The sequence below is a fragment of the Curtobacterium sp. YC1 genome, assembly GCF_016267665.1.
Classification (GTDB): domain Bacteria; phylum Actinomycetota; class Actinomycetes; order Actinomycetales; family Microbacteriaceae; genus Curtobacterium.
Map to the genome: position 1 here is coordinate 446,325 of NZ_CP066341.1, position 18,458 is coordinate 464,782.

17 protein-coding genes are annotated in these 18,458 nt (G+C 72.2%); all 17 read left to right on the forward strand.

The window, feature by feature from the left end; genetic code table 11:
• The first annotated feature begins 102 nt into the window (after positions 1-102).
• The 17 genes from I8920_RS02245 to I8920_RS02320 all read left to right on the forward strand — a co-directional run bounded on the left by I8920_RS02245 (position 103) and on the right by I8920_RS02320 (position 18,116).
• Complete coding sequence (locus I8920_RS02245; RefSeq protein WP_232832794.1) at positions 103-396, forward strand: Sec-independent protein translocase subunit TatA; 294 nt, start codon at positions 103-105, stop codon at positions 394-396.
• Positions 397-563: 167 nt separating this feature from the next.
• Positions 564-1,964 (forward strand): MFS transporter, encoded by a 1,401-nt coding sequence (locus I8920_RS02250; protein ID WP_198657573.1) that lies wholly within the window; start codon positions 564-566, stop codon positions 1,962-1,964.
• 53 nt (positions 1,965-2,017) lie between these two features.
• Positions 2,018-4,186 carry an ATP-dependent Clp protease ATP-binding subunit gene (locus tag I8920_RS02255; RefSeq protein ID WP_198657574.1) on the forward strand — a complete coding sequence of 723 codons (2,169 nt, stop codon included), beginning with the start codon at positions 2,018-2,020 and terminating at the stop codon, positions 4,184-4,186.
• A gap of 83 nt (positions 4,187-4,269) precedes the next feature.
• Entirely contained in the window at positions 4,270-4,824 is a 555-nt protein-coding gene (locus tag I8920_RS02260) for a DUF2231 domain-containing protein (protein ID WP_198657575.1), read from the forward strand.
• A gap of 48 nt (positions 4,825-4,872) precedes the next feature.
• On the forward strand, positions 4,873-4,995 hold the full coding sequence (locus I8920_RS16275; RefSeq protein ID WP_263867076.1) for a hypothetical protein: 123 nt from the start codon (positions 4,873-4,875) through the stop codon (positions 4,993-4,995).
• 22 nt (positions 4,996-5,017) lie between these two features.
• Positions 5,018-5,671, forward strand: a complete 654-nt coding sequence (locus I8920_RS02265) for a response regulator transcription factor (RefSeq protein WP_198657576.1) — start codon at positions 5,018-5,020, stop codon at positions 5,669-5,671.
• On the forward strand, positions 5,668-6,840 hold the full coding sequence (locus I8920_RS02270; RefSeq protein WP_198657577.1) for a sensor histidine kinase: 1,173 nt from the start codon (positions 5,668-5,670) through the stop codon (positions 6,838-6,840). Before I8920_RS02265 ends, I8920_RS02270 begins: the two co-directional genes overlap by 4 nt.
• Positions 6,841-6,857: 17 nt before the next feature.
• Positions 6,858-7,391 carry a hypothetical protein gene (locus tag I8920_RS02275; protein ID WP_198657578.1) on the forward strand — a complete coding sequence of 178 codons (534 nt, stop codon included), beginning with the start codon at positions 6,858-6,860 and terminating at the stop codon, positions 7,389-7,391.
• Entirely contained in the window at positions 7,388-8,470 is a 1,083-nt protein-coding gene (locus I8920_RS02280; protein ID WP_198657579.1) for a peptidoglycan-binding protein, read from the forward strand. The genes I8920_RS02275 and I8920_RS02280 overlap by 4 nt, the downstream gene beginning before the upstream one ends.
• Positions 8,467-9,204, forward strand: a complete 738-nt coding sequence (locus I8920_RS02285) for an ABC transporter ATP-binding protein (RefSeq protein WP_198657580.1) — start codon at positions 8,467-8,469, stop codon at positions 9,202-9,204. Before I8920_RS02280 ends, I8920_RS02285 begins: the two co-directional genes overlap by 4 nt.
• Positions 9,201-10,388 (forward strand): ABC transporter permease, encoded by a 1,188-nt coding sequence (locus I8920_RS02290; RefSeq protein WP_198657581.1) that lies wholly within the window; start codon positions 9,201-9,203, stop codon positions 10,386-10,388. Before I8920_RS02285 ends, I8920_RS02290 begins: the two co-directional genes overlap by 4 nt.
• 277 nt (positions 10,389-10,665) lie before the next feature.
• The gene (locus I8920_RS02295) at positions 10,666-11,991 is read left to right on the forward strand and encodes a sugar ABC transporter substrate-binding protein (protein WP_198657582.1); all 1,326 of its coding nucleotides are present in this window, start codon (positions 10,666-10,668) and stop codon (positions 11,989-11,991) included.
• A 3-nt stretch (positions 11,992-11,994) separates the two neighbouring features.
• Entirely contained in the window at positions 11,995-13,026 is a 1,032-nt protein-coding gene (locus tag I8920_RS02300) for a carbohydrate ABC transporter permease (protein WP_198657583.1), read from the forward strand.
• Positions 13,023-13,946 carry a carbohydrate ABC transporter permease gene (locus I8920_RS02305; RefSeq protein ID WP_225557539.1) on the forward strand — a complete coding sequence of 308 codons (924 nt, stop codon included), beginning with the start codon at positions 13,023-13,025 and terminating at the stop codon, positions 13,944-13,946. Before I8920_RS02300 ends, I8920_RS02305 begins: the two co-directional genes overlap by 4 nt.
• A gap of 160 nt (positions 13,947-14,106) precedes the next feature.
• Positions 14,107-14,895 (forward strand): DeoR/GlpR family DNA-binding transcription regulator, encoded by a 789-nt coding sequence (locus I8920_RS02310; RefSeq protein WP_198657584.1) that lies wholly within the window; start codon positions 14,107-14,109, stop codon positions 14,893-14,895.
• Entirely contained in the window at positions 14,892-15,902 is a 1,011-nt protein-coding gene (locus tag I8920_RS02315; protein ID WP_225557537.1) for a 1-phosphofructokinase family hexose kinase, read from the forward strand. The genes I8920_RS02310 and I8920_RS02315 overlap by 4 nt, the downstream gene beginning before the upstream one ends.
• A 66-nt stretch (positions 15,903-15,968) precedes the next feature.
• Complete coding sequence (locus I8920_RS02320) at positions 15,969-18,116, forward strand: PTS fructose transporter subunit IIABC (RefSeq protein ID WP_198657585.1); 2,148 nt, start codon at positions 15,969-15,971, stop codon at positions 18,114-18,116.
• Positions 18,117-18,458: the final 342 nt, after the last annotated feature.

Here is an 18,458-nt window from a genome sequence, read left to right on the forward strand (position 1 = left end):
GGCATCCGACGGCGGGGGAGTTACGATGGCTGCACACGGACTTCCGCCGCGTGGATCGATGACGACCCACACGAACGGCGACCAGTTCCAGATCAAGGAGTCATGATGCTCGGAAACCTCGGCGGCGTACACCTGCTGGTCATCCTCGGGATCGTCATCCTGCTGTTCGGCGCGACCAAGCTGCCGGCACTCGCCAAGGGCCTCGGCCAGTCGATCAACATCTTCAAGAAGGAGATGTCGGACGACGAGAAGAAGGCCAAGGCCGACGGCACGGCACCCACCGGTACCGTCAACAACACGGTCGCCGAGCCCGCCGCTCCCGTCGCACAGCCCGTGGTGAACCCCGGTCCCTCGGTGCAGCCGAACGCCGACTCCCGCAACTACTCCCAGAACTAGGACACCCAGCCCCGTCCTGTCGGCAGCCCCCGCGACCCCATCGGTCGCGGGGGCTTCGGCGCTCCCGGGTCGACCGAAGCCCCCGCGACCCCAGCGGTCGCGGGGGCTTCGGCGTTCCCGGGTCGACCGTCGGGCGGGGAGCGAGCGGGAGCGGCAGGATGAGCACCATGACCGCTCCTGCGCCGCACGCCGCCGCCCCGCTCCGCGACGACCGGCGGATCGTGCTCGTGGTCGCGATCCTGGCCTCGTTCGTGGTCGGGCTCGACGGGAGCGTCGTGAACGTGGCGCTCCCCGCGATCCGCGACGAGCTCGGCGGCGGGCTCGTCGTGCAGCAGTGGGTCGTCGACGCGTACCTGGTGACCCTCGGCTCGCTCATCCTGGTCGCGGGGTCGTTGTCCGACCTGTTCGGGCGCGTGCGGATCATCACGTGGGGGATGGTCGTGTTCGGGATCGCCTCGGTCGCGTGCGCGATCGCTCCGACCGGCGAGGTGCTCATCGTCGCCCGGGCACTGCAGGGCGTCGGCGGGGCACTGGTCACACCGAGTGCGCTCGCGCTCATCGTCGCGGCCTTCCGCGGGGCGGCGCAGGCCCGGGCCATCGGCACCTGGACGGCATGGTCGAGCGCCGCGATGATCCTGGGCCCGGTGGTCGGCGGGCTCGTGGTGGACGGCATCGGGTGGCGCTGGATCTTCGTGCTGACGGCCGTGCCGATCGCGGTCACGATCCCGCTGGCGCTGCGCATCACCGGAGACGTGCACCCGGCGACCCGGCCGCGTGTCGACGTGGTCGGCGCCGTGCTCGCCGTCGTCGGGGTCGGTGGTGTCGTGCTCGGGCTCATCGAGCAGGAACGGCTCGGCTGGGACGCGCCCGTGGTCGTCGGGGCACTCGTGCTCGGTGCCCTGGCGCTCGCGGCGTTCGTGCCGTGGGAGCTCCGGGTCACCAGGACGACCGGCGCTCCGCTGGTGCCGCTCGGGCTCTTCCGGGCGCGGAACTTCACGGTGGGCAACCTGGCGACCCTGTCGATCTACGGCGCGCTCGGCATGGTCTTCTTCGTGGTGACGCTGTTCCTGCAGGAGGTCTGGCGGTACCCGGCCTGGCTCGCGGGCCTCGCGACGCTGCCCCCGACGGTGATGCTCCTGGCGCTCTCGACCGCGGTGGGGTCCCTGGCCGGGAAGTGGGGGCCGCGGTGGTTCATGGCCGCCGGTCCCGCGATCGGTGCCGGTGGGGCGCTCCTCATGCTCCTCGCCGGGGAGGACCCCGCCGGGTACTGGTGGTCCGTGCTGCCCGGCCTGGTGCTCGTCGGCGCGGGCATCGCCCTGATGGTCACCCCGTTGACGAGCGCGGTGCTCGGGTCCGTGCCGCAGGCCGACGCGGGTGCCGGCTCCGCGGTGAACAACGCGATCGCCCGGATCGCCGGACTCGTCACGGTGGCGCTCGCGGGTGTGGTGCTCGGCGGCGGGGTGAGCGTCGACGGCCTGCACCGGGCGATGGTGGTGATGGCGCTGCTGCTGCTGGCCGGCGCCGTGGTCAGTGCGCTCGGGATCAGGAATGTCCCCGCGCCCACGTAAGTTGAGTGGAGTAGACTCAAGTACGAGACCACCGCAACGAAAGGACGGAACGCATGGCGAACCTCCAGGGTGCCGCTGACTCGCAGGAGCGGCAGAAGACCGCCCTCGAGCAGTTCGGTGTCGACCTCACCGCGATCGCCCGCAGCGGCAAGCTCGACCCGGTGATCGGACGCGACGCCGAGATCCGGCGCGTCTCCCAGGTGCTGACGCGCCGCACCAAGAACAACCCCGTGCTCATCGGCGAGCCCGGCGTCGGCAAGACCGCCGTCGTCGAGGGGCTCGCGCAGCGCATCGTCGCCGGCGACGTCGCCGACTCCCTGAAGGACAAGCGGCTCGTGTCGCTCGACATCTCCGCCCTCATCGCCGGCGCGAAGTACCGCGGCGAGTTCGAGGAGCGGCTCAAGTCCGTGCTCAAGGAGATCAACGACTCCGACGGCCAGGTCATCACGTTCATCGACGAGCTGCACACCCTGATGGGTGCCGGCGGCGGCGAGGGGTCCGTCGCGGCGTCGAACATGCTCAAGCCCATGCTCGCGCGTGGTGAGCTCCGGCTCATCGGCGCGACCACCCTCGACGAGTACCGCGAGTACATCGAGAAGGACGCCGCGCTCGAGCGCCGCTTCCAGCAGGTCTACGTCGGCGAACCGAGCGTCGAGGACGCCGTGGCGATCCTGCGCGGGCTCAAGGAGCGCTACGAGGCGCACCACAAGGTGACGATCAACGACTCCGCGCTCGTCGCCGCCGCGAGCCTGTCGAACCGGTACATCTCTGGGCGACAGCTGCCCGACAAGGCCATCGACCTCATCGACGAGGCCGCGAGTCGACTCCGCATGGAGATCGACTCGAGCCCCGTCGAGATCGACGAGCTGAAGCGCAACGTCGACCGCCTGCGCGTCGAGGAGTTCGCGCTGAAGCAGGAGAAGGACGACGCCTCGAAGGCCCGCCTCGAGACCCTGCGGAACGAGCTGCACACCCGCGAGGAGCGGCTGGCCGAGCTCGAGCAGCGCTGGCAGACCGAGCGCGCCAGCCTGAACCGCATCGGTGAGCTCAAGCAGCAGCTGGACGACCTGAACATGCGGTCGCAGCGTGCCCAGCGCGAGGCCGACTACGAGCTCGTGTCCCGCCTGGAGTACGGCGAGAAGCCCCGCATCGAGGCCGAGCTCGCCGCCGCCGAGCGGGCCGGGAGCACCGACCGCATGGTGAACGACAGCGTCACCGACGAGGACATCGCCGCCGTCATCGCACAGTGGACGGGCATCCCGCTCGGTCGCCTGCTGCAGGGCGAGACCGAGAAGCTCCTGCACCTGGAGAGCGAGCTCGGCCGTCGGATCATCGGGCAGCGCACCGCCGTGTCCACCGTGTCCGAGGCCGTACGGCGCACCCGTGCGGGCATCTCCGACCCGGACCGCCCGACGGGGTCGTTCCTGTTCCTCGGGCCCACCGGTGTCGGCAAGACCGAGCTCGCCAAGGCGCTCGCCGAGTTCCTGTTCGACGACGAGAAGGCCCTCGTCCGCATCGACATGAGCGAGTACGGCGAGAAGCACTCGGTGTCGCGGCTCATCGGTGCCCCGCCCGGGTACGTCGGGTACGAGTCCGGCGGGCAGCTGACCGAGGCCGTCCGTCGACGCCCGTACTCGGTGATCCTGCTCGACGAGATCGAGAAGGCCCACCCCGAGGTGTTCGACGTGCTGCTGCAGGTGCTCGACGACGGCCGACTGACCGACGGGCAGGGCCGCACGGTCGACTTCCGGAACACGATCCTGGTGCTGACGTCGAACCTCGGTTCGCAGTTCATGACGGACATGACGCTGACCGACGTGCAGCGGGAGGAGTCCGTCCGCGAGCTCGTGCAGCAGGCGTTCCGGCCGGAGTTCATCAACCGGCTCGACGACATCGTGGTGTTCCATGCCCTGACCGCCGAGGACCTCGGGCAGATCGTGTCGCTCGACGTCGACCGCCTCGCCCGTCGCCTGACCGACCGCCGGCTCGAGCTCGCGGTCACCCCGCAGGCCCGTGGCTGGCTCGCGGAGCGCGGCTACGACCCGGTGTACGGCGCACGGCCGCTGCGGCGCCTGATGCAGCGACAGATCGACGACCAGCTGGCGCGCGCCATCCTGTCCGGCGACGTCCGTGACGGCGACACCGTCCGGGTCGACGTCGCCGCGGACGGCGACGGCCTGACGGTCGAGCCGTTCGAGCTCGCCGAGATCGTCGAGGAGTAACGCAGCAGACGCTGCGGACGGACGGGAGGCCCGTCACCGGTTCCTGGGATCGGTGACGGGCCGTTCCGTCTAGCGTCCACGACATGCCTGAGATCCGCGCGATCCGCCGCCTCACCGACGCCGTCGAGCACGCGAGCGTCCTCGACAAGGCCGTCGACGTCGACCGTGCCGTCGTGAACGCCCTCGCCAAGCCGAAGGCCCTGCGGCAGCTGCTGCACGGCGTGCCGTTCGGCCACCCGATCCACCCGCTCATGGTGCAGGTCCCGCTCGGCGCCTGGATCTCGGCGGCTGTCCTGGACCTGCTCGGCGGGAAGGGCAACGCGAAGGCCGCGAAGACCCTGGTCGGCGTCGGCGTGGTGTCCGCGGGCAGTGCCTCGGTCGCCGGCTACGTCGACTGGTCCGAGCTGAACCGCGAGCAGCTGCGCACAGGATGGGTGCACCAGGCCGTGAACTGGGTGGGGCTGTCGCTGTACGGGCTGTCCTGGCTGCAGCGCAAGCGGGGAAACCACGGAGCGGGCAAGGTGCTCGGCTTCGCGGGACTCGCGGTCGTCAGCGTCGGCGGGTACCTGGGCGGACACCTGTCGTACCGGCAGCGCGCGGGCGTGAGCGACCACGGCGAGGTGCCGTTCGACGCGTGAGCCGCACGCGCAACACCGGAGAAACCCTCCGACCGTCATGGTCGGAGCATGGACCTCGTGAGCATCCACGCCCTGCCGCTCCTGACCGTCCCGCTGCCGACGGCCGCCACCTTCGTGGTCCGGGTGGACGAGCGGACCGGCGCCGTCGCCGTGCTCCCAGTTCCCTCGTAGGAACATCACCTGCAATACATCAGTGCGTGTACTCGTGGTGGATGATGAGCAAGCCCTCGCCGACCTCGTCGCGACGGGGTTGACCCGGCAGGGCATGGCGGTCGACGTCGCCCACCGCGGCGACCAGGCCGACGAGCTCCTGGCGGTGAACGACTACGACGTCGTCGTGCTCGACCGGGACCTGCCGGGCATGCACGGCGACGAGGTCGCGCGGCGGCTGGCGGCCCGGGAGAGCCTGACCCGGATCCTCATGCTCACCGCGGCGACGACGCTGACCGACCGGGTGAACGGCCTGGAACTCGGTGCCGACGACTACCTGACGAAGCCGTTCGAGTACCCGGAGCTCGTCGCGCGGGTCCGGGCGCTCGGCCGCCGGAGCGTCGCACCCGTTGCACCGGTGCTCGAACGTGCCGGCCTGCTCCTCGACACGAACCGGCGGATGGCGACGCGTGACGGTCGCCCGCTCGACCTCACCGCGAAGGAGCTCGGCGTGCTCGAGACCCTGCTGCGCGCGGACGGCCGGATCGTCTCGGCCGAGGAACTGCTCGAGAAGGTCTGGGACATGAACGTCGACCCGTTCACCGCCGCCGTCCGGGTGACGATGTCGAAGCTCCGGCGGAAGCTCGGCCACCCCGACCCGATCCGGACGGTGCCGGGGCAGGGGTACGCCCTGTGACGCGGACGCTCACCATCCGCGTCCGGACGGCCTTCGCCTTCGCCGTGGCCTCGATGGTGCTCACCACCGCCGTGCTGGTGTTCGTCAACCTGGCGTCCCAGCAGTCGTTCGCTCGGACGCTGCCCGTGCTCGGTCGGGACGGCGGGCCGGCGACCCGGATCCCGTCCGCCGTCCCGATCACCCCCGAGCGGATCGGTGCGTCGCAGACGACCCTCCGCGTCGTCACCGAGGCGAACGCGCTGCAGTGGCAGTGGTCGGCGGTGGGGGTCGTCGTCGCGGGGATGCTCGCGGGTGGTGTCGGGTGGTTCGTCAGCCGGCGGATGCTCCGCCCGATCGACCGGATCACCGCCACCGCGACCCGGATCACCGCGTCGAACCTGCACGAGCGGATCGCCCTGGTCGGGCCCGACGACGAACTCCGGCGGCTGTCCCGCACCGTGGACGACCTGCTCGACCGGCTCGAGACGGCGTTCGAGAGCCAGCGGCGGTTCGTGGCGCAGGCCTCGCACGAGCTCCGGACCCCGCTCGCGGTGCAGCGGGCCGCCGTGCAGATCGGGTTGCACGACGACGTCGGCGCCGATGACGTCCGGGCCGTCCGCGACGAACTCCTCGAGCAGAACCGGCGGACCGAGCACCTGGTCGAGTCGCTGCTCGTGCTCGCCGAGGCCGACCGCGGGCTCGACGGCACGACGCAGGTGGTCCACGTGGACGACGTGACCGCCGAGGTGGTCGCGGGGGCGGCCCGGAACGCGGCCGACGTCGGGGTCGCGCTGACCCGGGAGGCCCGCACCGGGCCTCCCGGCCTGGTCGTCGACGGCGAGCCGACGCTGCTGCGGCAGCTCCTCGGCAACCTGGTCGGCAACGCCGTCGAGTACAACGAGCCCGGCGGGTTCGTCCGGGTGACGACGTCGTCGGACGGGATCGTCGTCGAGAACTCCGGGCTCGCGGTGCCGGCGGACGAGGCACCCCGCCTGGTCGAGCCGTTCCGGCGGTGCTCGTCAGCGCGGCAGGGTGGGCGGCACAGCGGTCTCGGACTGTCGATCGTGGCGTCGGTCGTGCAGGCGCACGGGTGGTCGTTGTCCGTCGACGCGCGACCGACCGGCGGACTCGTCGTCCGCGTCGGTGTTTCGCCGGTGCAACCCCGAGGAGACGCCGGGCGAAACAGCTGATCCGGTGTCCTGGTGGCATGAACACGACAACCACCACGAAGACCCGCCGGACCCACTCCCTCCTCGCCGCCGCAGCAGTCGCCGTCGTCCTGCTGCCCGGACTGCTCGCCGGGTGCTCGAGCGCGGAGGACACCGGGTCCGCCGGCGCCACCTCGGGTCACACCGCTGGGTCGGCCGGCAAGGGCGCGACGTTCGCCGAGTGCATGCGCGGCAAGGGGTACGACATCGAGGACCCCTCGAGCGGCGGCCAGACGACGCAGTTCGGTGCGCCGGACGGCGTCGACCCGGAGCAGTACCAGGCCGACCTCAAGGAGTGCATCGGGGACGGCGGGGGTGCCGGGGACGGGAAGATGGCGAAGCCGATGGAGGGTGCGGCCGAGCAGCAGCGGCAGGCAGCGGCGTGCATCCGCGAGGGCGGGTTCTCCGACTACCCCGACGACGAGGCGGGCAGGCAGGCGTACCAGCCGGACGACCGGGCTGCCTTCGACGAGGTCGCGCGCGCGTGCGACGAGGAGGCCTTCGGGTCCGAGACGACGGGGATCGGCGAGTGAGCCGCCCCGGTCGCCGACGACTGCTCGTCGTCGGTGTCTGCCTGGTCGCCGTCGTCGGCGTCGGGCTCGGCACGTGGGCGGCCGTCGCCCCCGGGGAGCCGTCGTCGGCGTCGGCGGCCTCGGACGACGCCTCCTCGGGACCCACCGCGACCGTCACGAAGGGCGACCTGACCGACTCGAAGGTGTTCGCCGGGACCCTCGGCTACGGCGTCCCGACGGGCGTGCCCGCAGCGGCCGCCGGCACGATCACGTGGTTGCCCCGCCCCGGCGACGTCATCGAGCGGGACGAGGACCTGTACGCGCTCGACGAGCGCGGTGTGCGGTCGATGTACGGCACGGTACCGCTGTGGCGCGATCTGTCCCGCGGGGTGCACGGCACCGACGTGCGGCAGCTCAACGAGAACCTGGCGGCCCTGGGGTACGACGTGTCCGTCGACGAGGAGTTCGGGCCGCGGACCCAGGCCGCGGTGCGGCAGTGGCAGGAGGACCGGGACCACGAGGTCACCGGGGTCCTGACTGCGGCCGACGTCGCGTTCGTCGACGGGGCCGTGCGCGTCGCGTCGGTGGACGGCGAGCTCGGTCGGTCGACCGGCGCCGCGGGCGCGGAGGCAGCGGGCACCGGCGGCGGCGACGTGCTGCAGGTCACGAGCACGGAGCGCATCGTCTCGGCGACCGTGTCGCAGCGCGACGCCGAGCGGCTGGCGGTCGGCACCCGGGTGGACGTCCGGGTGAACGGCACGGGGGCCCCGATGCGCGGCGAGGTCGCCGACGTCCAGCCCGAGACCGACGAGGACGGCGGGACCAAGGTCGTCGTCTCGGTGTCCTTCGACGCCGGCGACCGCAAGTTGCCGGCCGCGGCCTCTGCCCAGGTCGACGCGGAGGGCACCACCGAACGGGGCGTGCTCTCCGCGCCGGTCTCGGCCCTCGTCGCGGGTTCCGGCGGCCACTACGCCGTCGACGTGGTCCGCCGGGACGGCACGACCGAGCGCGTGCCCGTCGAGCCGGGGTTCACCGCCGGCGGCCGCGTGGCGATCACCGGCGACGTCGCCGCGGGCGACCGGGTGGTGGTGCCCGGATGACCGGCACCACCGCGCCTGACCGCGAGGTCGTCCTGTCGCTCGCGGACGTCGTGAAGACCTACGGCGACGTCGGCGCGCTCCGCGGCGTCTCGCTCGAGGTCACGGCCGGGGAACTCGTCGCCGTCGTCGGGCCGTCCGGGTCCGGGAAGTCGACCATGCTCAACATCGTCGGGACGCTCGACCGGCCGACCTCCGGCACCGTGACGATCGCCGGTAACGACGTCGCCACGATGTCCGACGACGCCTTGTCGCGTCTGCGGGCCGACCACATCGGCTTCGTGTTCCAGCACTTCCACCTGCAGCCCGGGGCGACCGCCGCCGAGAACGTCGCCGACGGGCTGCTCTACGCGGGGGTCCCGCGCCGCGACCGGCACCGGCGCGCGGTCGAGGCGCTCGGCCGGGTCGGGCTCGGGCACCGGGCCGACCACCGCCCGCACCAGCTGTCCGGCGGTGAGAAGCAGCGGGTCGCGATCGCCCGGGCCGTCGTCGGCGAGCCCACGATCCTGTTGGCGGACGAGCCGACCGGGGCGCTCGACACCGCCTCGGGCACGGCGGTCCTCGGACTGCTGCGCGAGCTCAACGACGGCGGCACCACCGTGCTCGTCATCACGCACGACCTCGAGCTCGCGGCATCGCTGCCCCGCCGGGTCCGGATGCGGGACGGTCTCGTCTCGCAGGACGACACCGCGGGCGGGGCCGCCGCGCTCGCCGCCGTGATCCGGGGCGACCGGTGAGCGCCCGGGGCACCGTCAGCCCGACGGACCTGCTCCGACTCGGGGTGTTCGGCCTGCGGACCCGGCCGGCACGCGTCGTGCTGTCGGCCCTCGGCATCGCCATCGGCATCGCGGCGATGATCGCGGTCGTCGGGATCTCGTCGTCGAGCAAGGCGGAGGTCGACCAGGTCCTCGACGCCCTCGGCACGAACGTGCTCACCGTCACCGAGGCCCAGGGGTTCGGCGAGACGCCGCCGCTGCCGGACACCGCGCTCGAGTCGGTGCACCGGCAGGACGACGTCGAGTCCGCCGCCGCGGTCGGCACGGTGCCGGGCGCCGGGGTCTACCGCAACGGGTTCGTCCCGGCGCCGGAGACGAAGGGCATCGCCGTGCTCGCGGCCTGGGGTGACGTGCCGGCGGTGCTCGGCGGCGAGCTCGCCTCCGGGCGGTGGATCGACGACGCCCGGACCGCGGCGCCGCAGGTCGTGCTCGGGGACGCGGCCGCCGCCGCGCTCGGCATCGACCGCGTCCGTGCCGACACCCGGGTGTGGATCGGCGGACAGTGGGTGCAGGTGGTCGGGGTCCTCCGGCCGCTCGCGCTCGCCGCGGAACTCGACAACAGCGTGTTCGTGCCGCGTGCGCTCGCCGGACAGCTCGGGTTCGACGGGGCGCCGACCGCCGTCTACACGCGGGTCGACCCGGAGCGGGTGGAAGCGGCCCGTGACGTCCTCGCGGCCGCGGTCCGACCGGGTGCGCCGCAGGACGTCGGGGTCACCCGCCCGTCGGACGCGCTCGCCGCGAAGGACGCCACCGACGACTCGTTCACCGGGCTGCTCGTCGGCATCGGCGGCGTCGCGCTGCTCGTCGGCGGGATCGGTGTGGCGAACACGATGGTCATCACGGTGCTCGAACGCCGGGCCGAGGTCGGGGTCCGACGGGCGCTCGGAGCCCGGCGGCGCTCCATCCGCGACCAGTTCCTGGTCGAGTCGCTGCTGCTGTCGTTGCTGGGCGGCGCAGCCGGGGTCGTGATCGGGGTGGGGGTCACGATCGCGTTCGCCCTGGCGCAGGGGTGGCCCGTGGCCCTGCCCGTGTGGGCGGTCGCCGGCGGGCTCGGCGCCACGGTGGTGATCGGCGGGGTGTCGGGGCTCTACCCGGCGGCGCGCGCGGCGCGCATCCCGCCGACATCCGCCCTGGCGGCCGTCTGAGACGTGACGGCCTGGAGGCCCGGTGCCGGTCCGCGGGACCGGAGCCGGGCCTCCTGTCCGTCGCGTTCGAGCCGTGCTCGCGAAGCGCGGATCATGCCTGGTCATGACCACCTCGTCAAGCGTCTGCGTCGATCTGTTCGACATCCGTGACGCCCCGGAAACACGCGGATCGAAAGCGGTCACAGGGACCGATCCAACGGTTGACAACGTGCTCCCGAAGGTCTTCTATTGCGAATACGCAACGTCCTTTCATAAAGGTCGGACCAAGGGAGTCATCGTGACACGTACGCGTTTCGCCGCACTCGGTGCGCTCGCCCTCGCCGGCGCGCTCGCCCTCACCGGGTGCTCCGCCGGGAGCAACGCCGCTTCCGACGGTGGCACGAAGTCCATCGGCACCCCCGATGGCACGGGCAAGACCATCACCGTCTGGATGATGAACGGCGACCTGAGCGAGAAGGTGCTCGACGCCGCCGCCGAGCAGTTCACCGAGGACACCGGGGCGAAGGTGAAGGTGCAGACCCAGCAGTGGGACGGCATCACCACCAAGCTGACCACCGCACTGGCGCAGGACGACGCCCCCGACGTCGTCGACCTCGGCAACACGCAGGTGCCGGTCTACGCGGCGGCCGGCGGGCTGACCGACCTGACGCCGTACCGCGACGAGCTCAAGGACGGCCAGACCTGGCTGACCGGGCTCGAGGGTCCGGCCACCGTCGACGGCAAGCTCTACGGCGCCCCGCTGTTCGCCGGCAACCGCGCCGTCATCTACGACAAGCAGGTCTGGGAGGACGCCGGGGTCACCGACGTGCCGACCACGTACGAGGAGCTCACCGCCGCCCTCGACAAGGTCAAGGCAGCGAACACGGCGAGCGACTTCTCGGCCTTCTACATGCCCGGGCAGTACTGGTACGGCGGGTTGCAGTGGGTCTGGGACGCCGGCGGCGAGATCGCGACGGACGACGGCGGCGAGTGGACCGGCACGCTCGACTCGGACGAGGCCGTCGAGGGGCTGACGGCGTGGAAGGACTTCCAGAACACGTACTCCGCGAAGTCGACCCAGGACATCAACACCGACAAGCCCTCGCAGAGCGACGTCTTCGCACAGGGGAACACCTCGGCGTTCCTCGGGTCCGCCTGGGAGATCGGTTCGATCACCACGGCGAAGCCGGAGCTCGCCGACCGCATCGGCACGTTCCCGATGCCGTCGTCCACGGCGGGGAAGACGCAGCCGGTGTTCCTCGGCGGCTCTGACCTGGGGATCCCGGCCAAGGCGAAGAACCAGGAGCTCGCGCTGTACTACCTGAAGATCCTGACCTCGAAGGAGTTCCAGCAGGACCAGGTGTTCGGGGTCGACGGCTGGGAGCCGAACTCCACCGAGCTGCTCGACGCGGTCGCCGGCGACGTCGACGAGCTGCACAAGCCGTACTTCGAGGCGGCCGGCACGAGCCGACCGACCCCGGCCACGCCGGGCTGGGCCACCATCGAGGGTGACGCTTCGTTCCAGTCGATGTTCGCCGACGTCGCCACCGGCCGGAAGTCGCCGGAGCAGGCCGCCGAGGGCTTCTCGAAGCACCTCACGACCGCGCTGAACGCGCAGCCGTAGGCGATGACGTCCACTGCGGAGCCGGTGACCGACGCGGAGCAGTCCGCGCCGGTCACCGGCGGGCGGGCCCGCGGCGGTCCGGTTCAGGGGCCGTCGCGAGGTCGGGGTGTCGAGGGCGGGAACGGTCCGCGGCGCCGGTCGCCGGTCGGGTCGCGGGCGCCGCTCGTCCTGCTCGCCCCGGCGGCACTGCTCCTGCTCGCCCTCGTCGTCTACCCGCTCGTCCGGCTCGTCGTCATCTCGTTCCAGGACTACGGACTCCGGGCGATCTTCACCGGGCAGGCCGGGTTCGCGGGGTTCGCGAACTACACCGGTGTGCTCACCGACGCGAGTTTCTGGCCGGTCATCCTGCGCACCGTGCTGGTGACGGGAGCCATGGTCCTCGGGACGATCGTGATCGGCATGGGTGTCGCGCAGCTGCTCACCCGGCTCGGCGTGGTCATGCGCACGGTGGTCAGTGTCGTGCTCGTCCTGGCGTGGGCGATGCCGAACGTGGCGTCGAGCCTGGTGTGGCAGTGGCTCTTCCAGCCCTTCTACGGGGTGCTCAACTGGGTCATCACGCAGCTGCGCGTCTTCGGGGACCACACCCAGGACAACTGGGCGTCGCACCCGGGGCAGGCCTACACGATCGTCCTGACGCTCGTGATCTGGCAGGCCGTGCCCTTCGTGGCGCTCACCCTCTACGCGGCCCAGTCGCAGATCGCCCCGGAGTACTACGAGGCCGGCGCCCTCGACGGGGCCACGACGTGGACGATGTACCGCGCGATCACCCTGCCCGCGCTCGCCCCGACGCTGCTGCTCGTGTCGATCCTGTCGGTGATCTGGGACTTCAACGTCTTCAACCAGATCTGGCTGCTCACCCGCGGCGGCCCGGAGGAGGCGACGCTGACCCTCGGCATCTGGACCTTCGTGCAGTCCTTCGTGTCGAACGCCTACGGCCAGGGCGCGGCGATCGCGGTCATCTCGACGGTGATCCTCGGCGTGCTCACCAGCTACTACATCCGCCGGCTCGTCCGCAGCGGGGAGGAGGACCTGTGACGACCACGACGTCCCTCGGTGTGACGGGCGCCACCGCGTCGGAGACGCAGCCCGACGTGGCGGGGGCGACCCGCGCCTCCCGGCCGGTCCGCCAGCGCAGGCGCCGGCCGCGCGTGCTGGCGAACGCCATCGCCGTGGTGTTCTGCCTGGTGTGGGTGTTCCCGATCTACTGGATGGTGAACACCGCGTTCAAGCCGGCCGACGAGGTCACCACCCTCACCCCGATCTGGTTCCCCGTCCGGCCGACGCTCGACAACTTCACCCGGGCGCTGACACAGGACGGGTTCCTGGTGTACCTGCGGAACTCGGCGATCGTCGTGCTGGCGGCGGTGCTGCTGTCGATCGTCGTCGGGTTCCTGGCGTCGGCGGCGCTGTCACGCTTCCGGTTCCGCGGTCGTCGGGTGATCCTGGTGGCCATCCTGTTCGTGCAGATGATCCCGTCCGGGGCGTTGCTCATCCCGCTGTTCCTGTCGTTCCAGACGCTCGGGCTGCTGAACAGCTACGTCGGGCTGATCCTGGCCTACGTCGCGAGCGTGCTGCCGTTCTCGATCTGGGTGATGCGGGGGTTCTTCGTCGCGGTGCCCACCGAGATCGAGGAGGCCGCGAAGGTGGACGGGGCCGGCACGTTCCGGATCCTGCGGAGCGTGCTGTTCCCGCTGGTGATGCCCGGCGTGATCGCGACGAGCGTGTTCGCGTTCATCGCCGCGTGGAACGACTACTTGATCGCGTACGTGATGCTCAAGGACCAGGGGATGTACACGCTGCCGGTGTGGCTCGCCGGGTTCTCGACGGACAAGGGCACCGACTTCGGGGGGCTCATGGCTGCGAGCGTGTTGTTCTCGGTGCCGGTGGTCGTGTTCTTCCTCATCGTGCAGCGGCGGCTCGTCACGGGGATGACCGCGGGGGCCGTGAAGGGGTAGCACGTCGCGTCCTCGCGCCACTGACGGTGACGTCGCACTTCGGCCCGGTTCCCTGTGTGGGTTCCGGGCCGAACTGCGATCTCACCCACATTGGACGTTGCGTTTGTGTGGGGTTCGGGCCTACAGTTTCCAAAACCCACGGGAACGAAGGAGTTCGGACATGTACGCAACCGAGCGGCACGACGCCATCGCCGCGGCGCTGCAGACCGCCGGCCGCGTCTCGGTGGCCGACCTCGCCGAGCACTTCGACGTCACCACCGAGACGGTGCGCCGCGACCTGGACCTGCTCGAATCGGCCGGGGTCCTGCGCCGCGTGCACGGGGGAGCGGTCCCCGTCGGGCGCTCGAGCGTCATCGAACTGACCGTCGCCGAACGCGAGGGGCAGCACGGCTCCGCCAAGTCCGCCATCGCCCGGGCCGCCATGCGCCTGGTCCCGCCGACCTTCACGGGCTCGATCGCCCTCGACGCCGGCACGACGTGCGCGGCCGTCGCCACCGAACTCGCCCGCTGGGAGCCGTCCACCCCCGGCGCGACGATCACCGTCGTCACCAACTCGGTGCCGATCGCCGCGACCCTGCAGCACAGCGAGCACGTCGAGCTGCACCTGCTCGGCGGACGGGTCCGCGGGGTCACGAGCGCCGCGGTCGGCACGGCCACCGTCGAGCAGATCGGCGCCCTCCGGCCCGACATCGCGTTCGTCGGCACGAACGGCCTGTCCGCGGGCTTCGGCCTGAGCACCCCCGACGAGTACGAGGCCGCCGTCAAGGGTGCGTACGTCCTCGCCGCCCGTCGGGCCGTGGTGCTCGCCGACGCCGCCAAGCACGGGATCGAGGCCCTCATGCGGTTCGCGCGGCTGGACGAGATCGACACGCTCGTCACCGACGAGCAGCCGCCGGCCGACCTCGCCGGTGCGCTCACCGACGCCGACGTCGAGGTGGTCGTCGCGTGAACGAGCAGCGCAGCAGCACCCGCATCGTCACGGTGACGCCGAACCCGTCCCTCGACCGCACCATCGAGCTCGCGGGCGAGCTGCAGCGCGGCGCCGTCCAGCGCGCGACGCGGTCGACGGCGGAGCCCGGCGGCAAGGGCGTCAACGTCTCCCGCGTGGTCGTCGCGAGCGGGGGCGACACCGTGGCCGTCCTGCCCGGTGACGAGCTCGACCCGGTCCTGCTCGGCCTGGCCACGCGCGGCATCCCGACAGCTGCGCTGCCGATCGGCGCCCCGCTCCGCTCGAACGTCACCGTGACCGAGCCGACCGGCACCACCACGAAGCTCAACGAGCCCGGCCCCTCGCTCGCCGGTCGGCTCGACGACCTCGCCGCACTGGTCGCCGACACCGCGGGCGCGACCGCCACCGGTCCCGCCGCTCGATGGGTCGTCGTCGCCGGGTCGTTGCCGCCCGGGCTGCCGGACGACGCACTCGCCGTGCTGGTCCGCGCGGTCCGCGCCCGCCACGGCGAGGACGTGCGGATCGCGGTCGACTCGTCGGGGCTGCCGTTCACCGCCCTGCTGCAGTCCGGCGAGCGGATCGACCTGGTCAAGCCGAACGCCGAGGAACTCGCCGAGGTCGTCGGCGGCGACCCCGAGGAGTACGAGCGCGACCTCGACGCCGCCGTGGCCGGGGCCGAGCGGCTCCGGCAGCGGAACGTCGGCACGGTCCTGCTCACCCTGGGCAGCGCGGGCGCCGTCCTGGTGTCCGACGAGGGCGCCTTCGTCGCCGCAGCGCCGACGATCGTCGCCCGCTCGACCGTCGGCGCGGGGGACTCCTCGCTCGCCGGCTACCTGCTCGCCGAGGGCGCGGGCGCGACGCCGGAGCAGCGTCTCGCCCAGGCGGTCGCCACCGGTGCCGCAGCCGCCGCCCTGCCCGGCAGTGACGTCCCGGCACTCGACCACACCGACCCGACGGCGATCACCGTCCGGGTGCTCACGACGCACCGGACGCCCGAACCCGCCTGACCCCCTCCCCACCCCCGAACACCTGCACGACCCGCGCGATCAGCGCCATTGCGAAGGAGCAAGCACATGTCCGCAGACTCGAGTCCGCGCCTCATCAGCGCGCAGCTCGTCGGCCTCGACGAGGACCTCGGAGCCACGTCGACCGACGTCATCCGCGTGCTCGCCGCCCGCGTCGCCGCGACCGGCCGCGCCGCCGACGGAGCCGCGCTCGCCGACGACGCCATCGCGCGCGAGGCGAGCGTCGGCACCGGCGTCCCCGGTGGCATCGCGATCCCGCACGCCCGCTCGGCGTCGGTGTCCGAACCGACCCTGGCGTTCTCCCGCCTGGCCCGGAAGGTGCCGTTCGGCGCCCCGGACGGCGACGCCGACATCGTCTTCATGATCGCCGTGCCCGAGGGGGCGGACAAGGACCACCTGACGGTCCTGTCGACCCTGGCCCGCGCGCTCATCCGCGAGGACTTCACCGCCGCGCTCCGCGCCGCGACCACCCCCGACGAGATCGTCGAGCTCGTCGACCACGAGGTGAGCGGCGAGGTGTCCGCAGCCGGCGTCGGGAACGCGAGCCGTGCCTCCGGTGCGACGACCGCGACCGGCCAGCAGGCGCGACCCGCCGCCGGATCGCACGCAGCGACCGACGACGCGTCCGGTCCGGCGACCGGTGCCCGCAAGGTCATCGTCGGCGTCACCGCCTGCCCGACCGGCATCGCGCACACCTACATGGCGGCCGACGCCCTGGTGGCAGCGGCGCAGCGCGCCGGCGCCGAGATGCACGTCGAGACGCAGGGCTCCTCGCAGGTCGAACCCCTCGACCCGGAGCTCATCGCCCGCGCCGACGCCGTCGTGTTCGCGGTCGACGTCGACGTCCGTGACCGCGGACGCTTCGCCGGCAAGCCGCTCGTCTCCGGCCCCGTCAAGCGCGGTGTCGACGCGCCCGACGAGATGATCGCCGAGGCCATCCGCGCCTCGGAGGACCCGAACGCCACCCGCGTGCAGGGCGCCGCCAGCTCGACCGAGACGACCACGTCGAACGAGCACTTCGGCCAGGCGCTCAAGCGCTGGCTGCTCACCGGTGTCAGCTACATGATCCCGTTCGTCGCGGGCGGCGGGCTGCTCATCGCGCTCGGGTTCCTGCTCTCCGGGTACGAGATCGCGTCGACCCACGGCGACGACGGTGTGAGCAACGCCGCCTGGACGCTGACCCACTCGACCCTGCTGAACCTGCCGGCGGAGGGCCTCGGTTACTACCTCGGGGCCGCCGCGTTCCAGATCGGACAGGTGTCGCTCGGGTTCCTGGTCGCCGCGCTCGCCGGGTACATCGCCTACGCGATGGCCGACCGCCCCGGCATCGCGCCGGGCTTCGTCGCCGGGTCGATCGCCGTCTTCATGAACGCCGGCTTCCTCGGTGGTCTCGTCGGTGGCCTGATCGCCGGTGCCGCCGCGTACTGGATCGGCCGCATCCCGACCTGGCGCTGGCTGCGTGGCCTGATGCCGGTCGTGATCATCCCGCTCTTCGCGTCGATCATCGCCTCGGGCCTCATGCTCCTGGTGCTCGGCGGGCCGATCGCCTGGCTCATGACCCAGCTGACCGGGTTCCTCAACTCGCTGTCGGGTGCCTCCGCGATCCTGCTCGGGATCATCCTGGGCCTGATGATGGCGTTCGACCTCGGTGGTCCGGTCAACAAGGTGGCCTACGCGTTCGCCGTCGCCGGGCTCGGTGCCGGGACCGCGACGAACGTGGTGCCGTTCGAGATCATGGCCGCCGTCATGGGTGCCGGCATGGTGCCGCCGCTCGCGATGGCACTGGCCTCGACGCTGTTCTACCGCAAGGGCTTCACGAAGCCGGAGCGTGAGAACGGCAAGGCCGCGTACCTGCTGGGCTTCTCGTTCATCTCGGAGGGGGCGATCCCCTTCGCTGCCGCGGACCCGCTGCGGGTCATCCCGGCGTCGATGGTCGGTGCGGCGGTCACCGGTGCGATCTCGATGGCGGTCGGTGTGACCTCGCGTGCACCGCACGGCGGCGTGTTCGTGTTCTTCGCGATCGGCGACTTCTGGATCTGGCTCGGGGCCGTCGTGCTCGGTGCCTTCATCTCGGCCGGCGTGCTCGTCGCGCTGAAGAAGTGGGTCCGGCGTCGTCCCGCCGACGAGGACGCCGCCGCTGGTGAGGCCACCGCGGCCGGCGAGACGGTCGGTCAGCACGCACCGGTCGCCGCCTAGGACGGGCACGAGACGCCGGCGTCCCCGCGGGACGCCGGCGTCCGCCCCCCCCCCCCGCCGAGACGCCGGCGTCCGCCCGAGACGCCGCGACGTCGCCGAGACGCCTCCGGATCCGGCGGCGTCTCGCGCACCAGGCGGCGTCTCGCGGTGACGCCGGTGTGCCGCGAGCAGGACAGGACGGGACGGGACCGCGCACGGACGGGAGGCCCGGTGCCAGCTGGCACCGGGCCTCCCGTCCGTCGTGTGGTCGCGACACACCGGCGGCCGCGCGTCGAGCGGTCACATCCCGTCGCTGGCCGGGCGCCCGGACGACGGGACCTGACCAGTCGGCGCAACCGAGCG

Excerpts from the sequence above, each read along its gene's own strand:
- I8920_RS02245 (WP_232832794.1), top strand. The coding sequence starts at position 103 with ATGATGCTCGGAAACCTCGGCGGCGTACACCTGCTGGTCATCCTCGGG.
- I8920_RS02250 (WP_198657573.1), top strand. The coding sequence starts at position 564 with ATGACCGCTCCTGCGCCGCACGCCGCCGCCCCGCTCCGCGACGACCGG.
- I8920_RS02255 (WP_198657574.1), top strand. The coding sequence starts at position 2,018 with ATGGCGAACCTCCAGGGTGCCGCTGACTCGCAGGAGCGGCAGAAGACC.
- I8920_RS02260 (WP_198657575.1), top strand. The coding sequence starts at position 4,270 with ATGCCTGAGATCCGCGCGATCCGCCGCCTCACCGACGCCGTCGAGCAC.
- I8920_RS16275 (WP_263867076.1), top strand. The coding sequence starts at position 4,873 with ATGGACCTCGTGAGCATCCACGCCCTGCCGCTCCTGACCGTCCCGCTG.
- I8920_RS02275 (WP_198657578.1), top strand. The coding sequence starts at position 6,858 with ATGAACACGACAACCACCACGAAGACCCGCCGGACCCACTCCCTCCTC.
- I8920_RS02285 (WP_198657580.1), top strand. The coding sequence starts at position 8,467 with ATGACCGGCACCACCGCGCCTGACCGCGAGGTCGTCCTGTCGCTCGCG.
- I8920_RS02300 (WP_198657583.1), top strand. The coding sequence starts at position 11,995 with ATGACGTCCACTGCGGAGCCGGTGACCGACGCGGAGCAGTCCGCGCCG.
- I8920_RS02310 (WP_198657584.1), top strand. The coding sequence starts at position 14,107 with ATGTACGCAACCGAGCGGCACGACGCCATCGCCGCGGCGCTGCAGACC.
- I8920_RS02320 (WP_198657585.1), top strand. The coding sequence starts at position 15,969 with ATGTCCGCAGACTCGAGTCCGCGCCTCATCAGCGCGCAGCTCGTCGGC.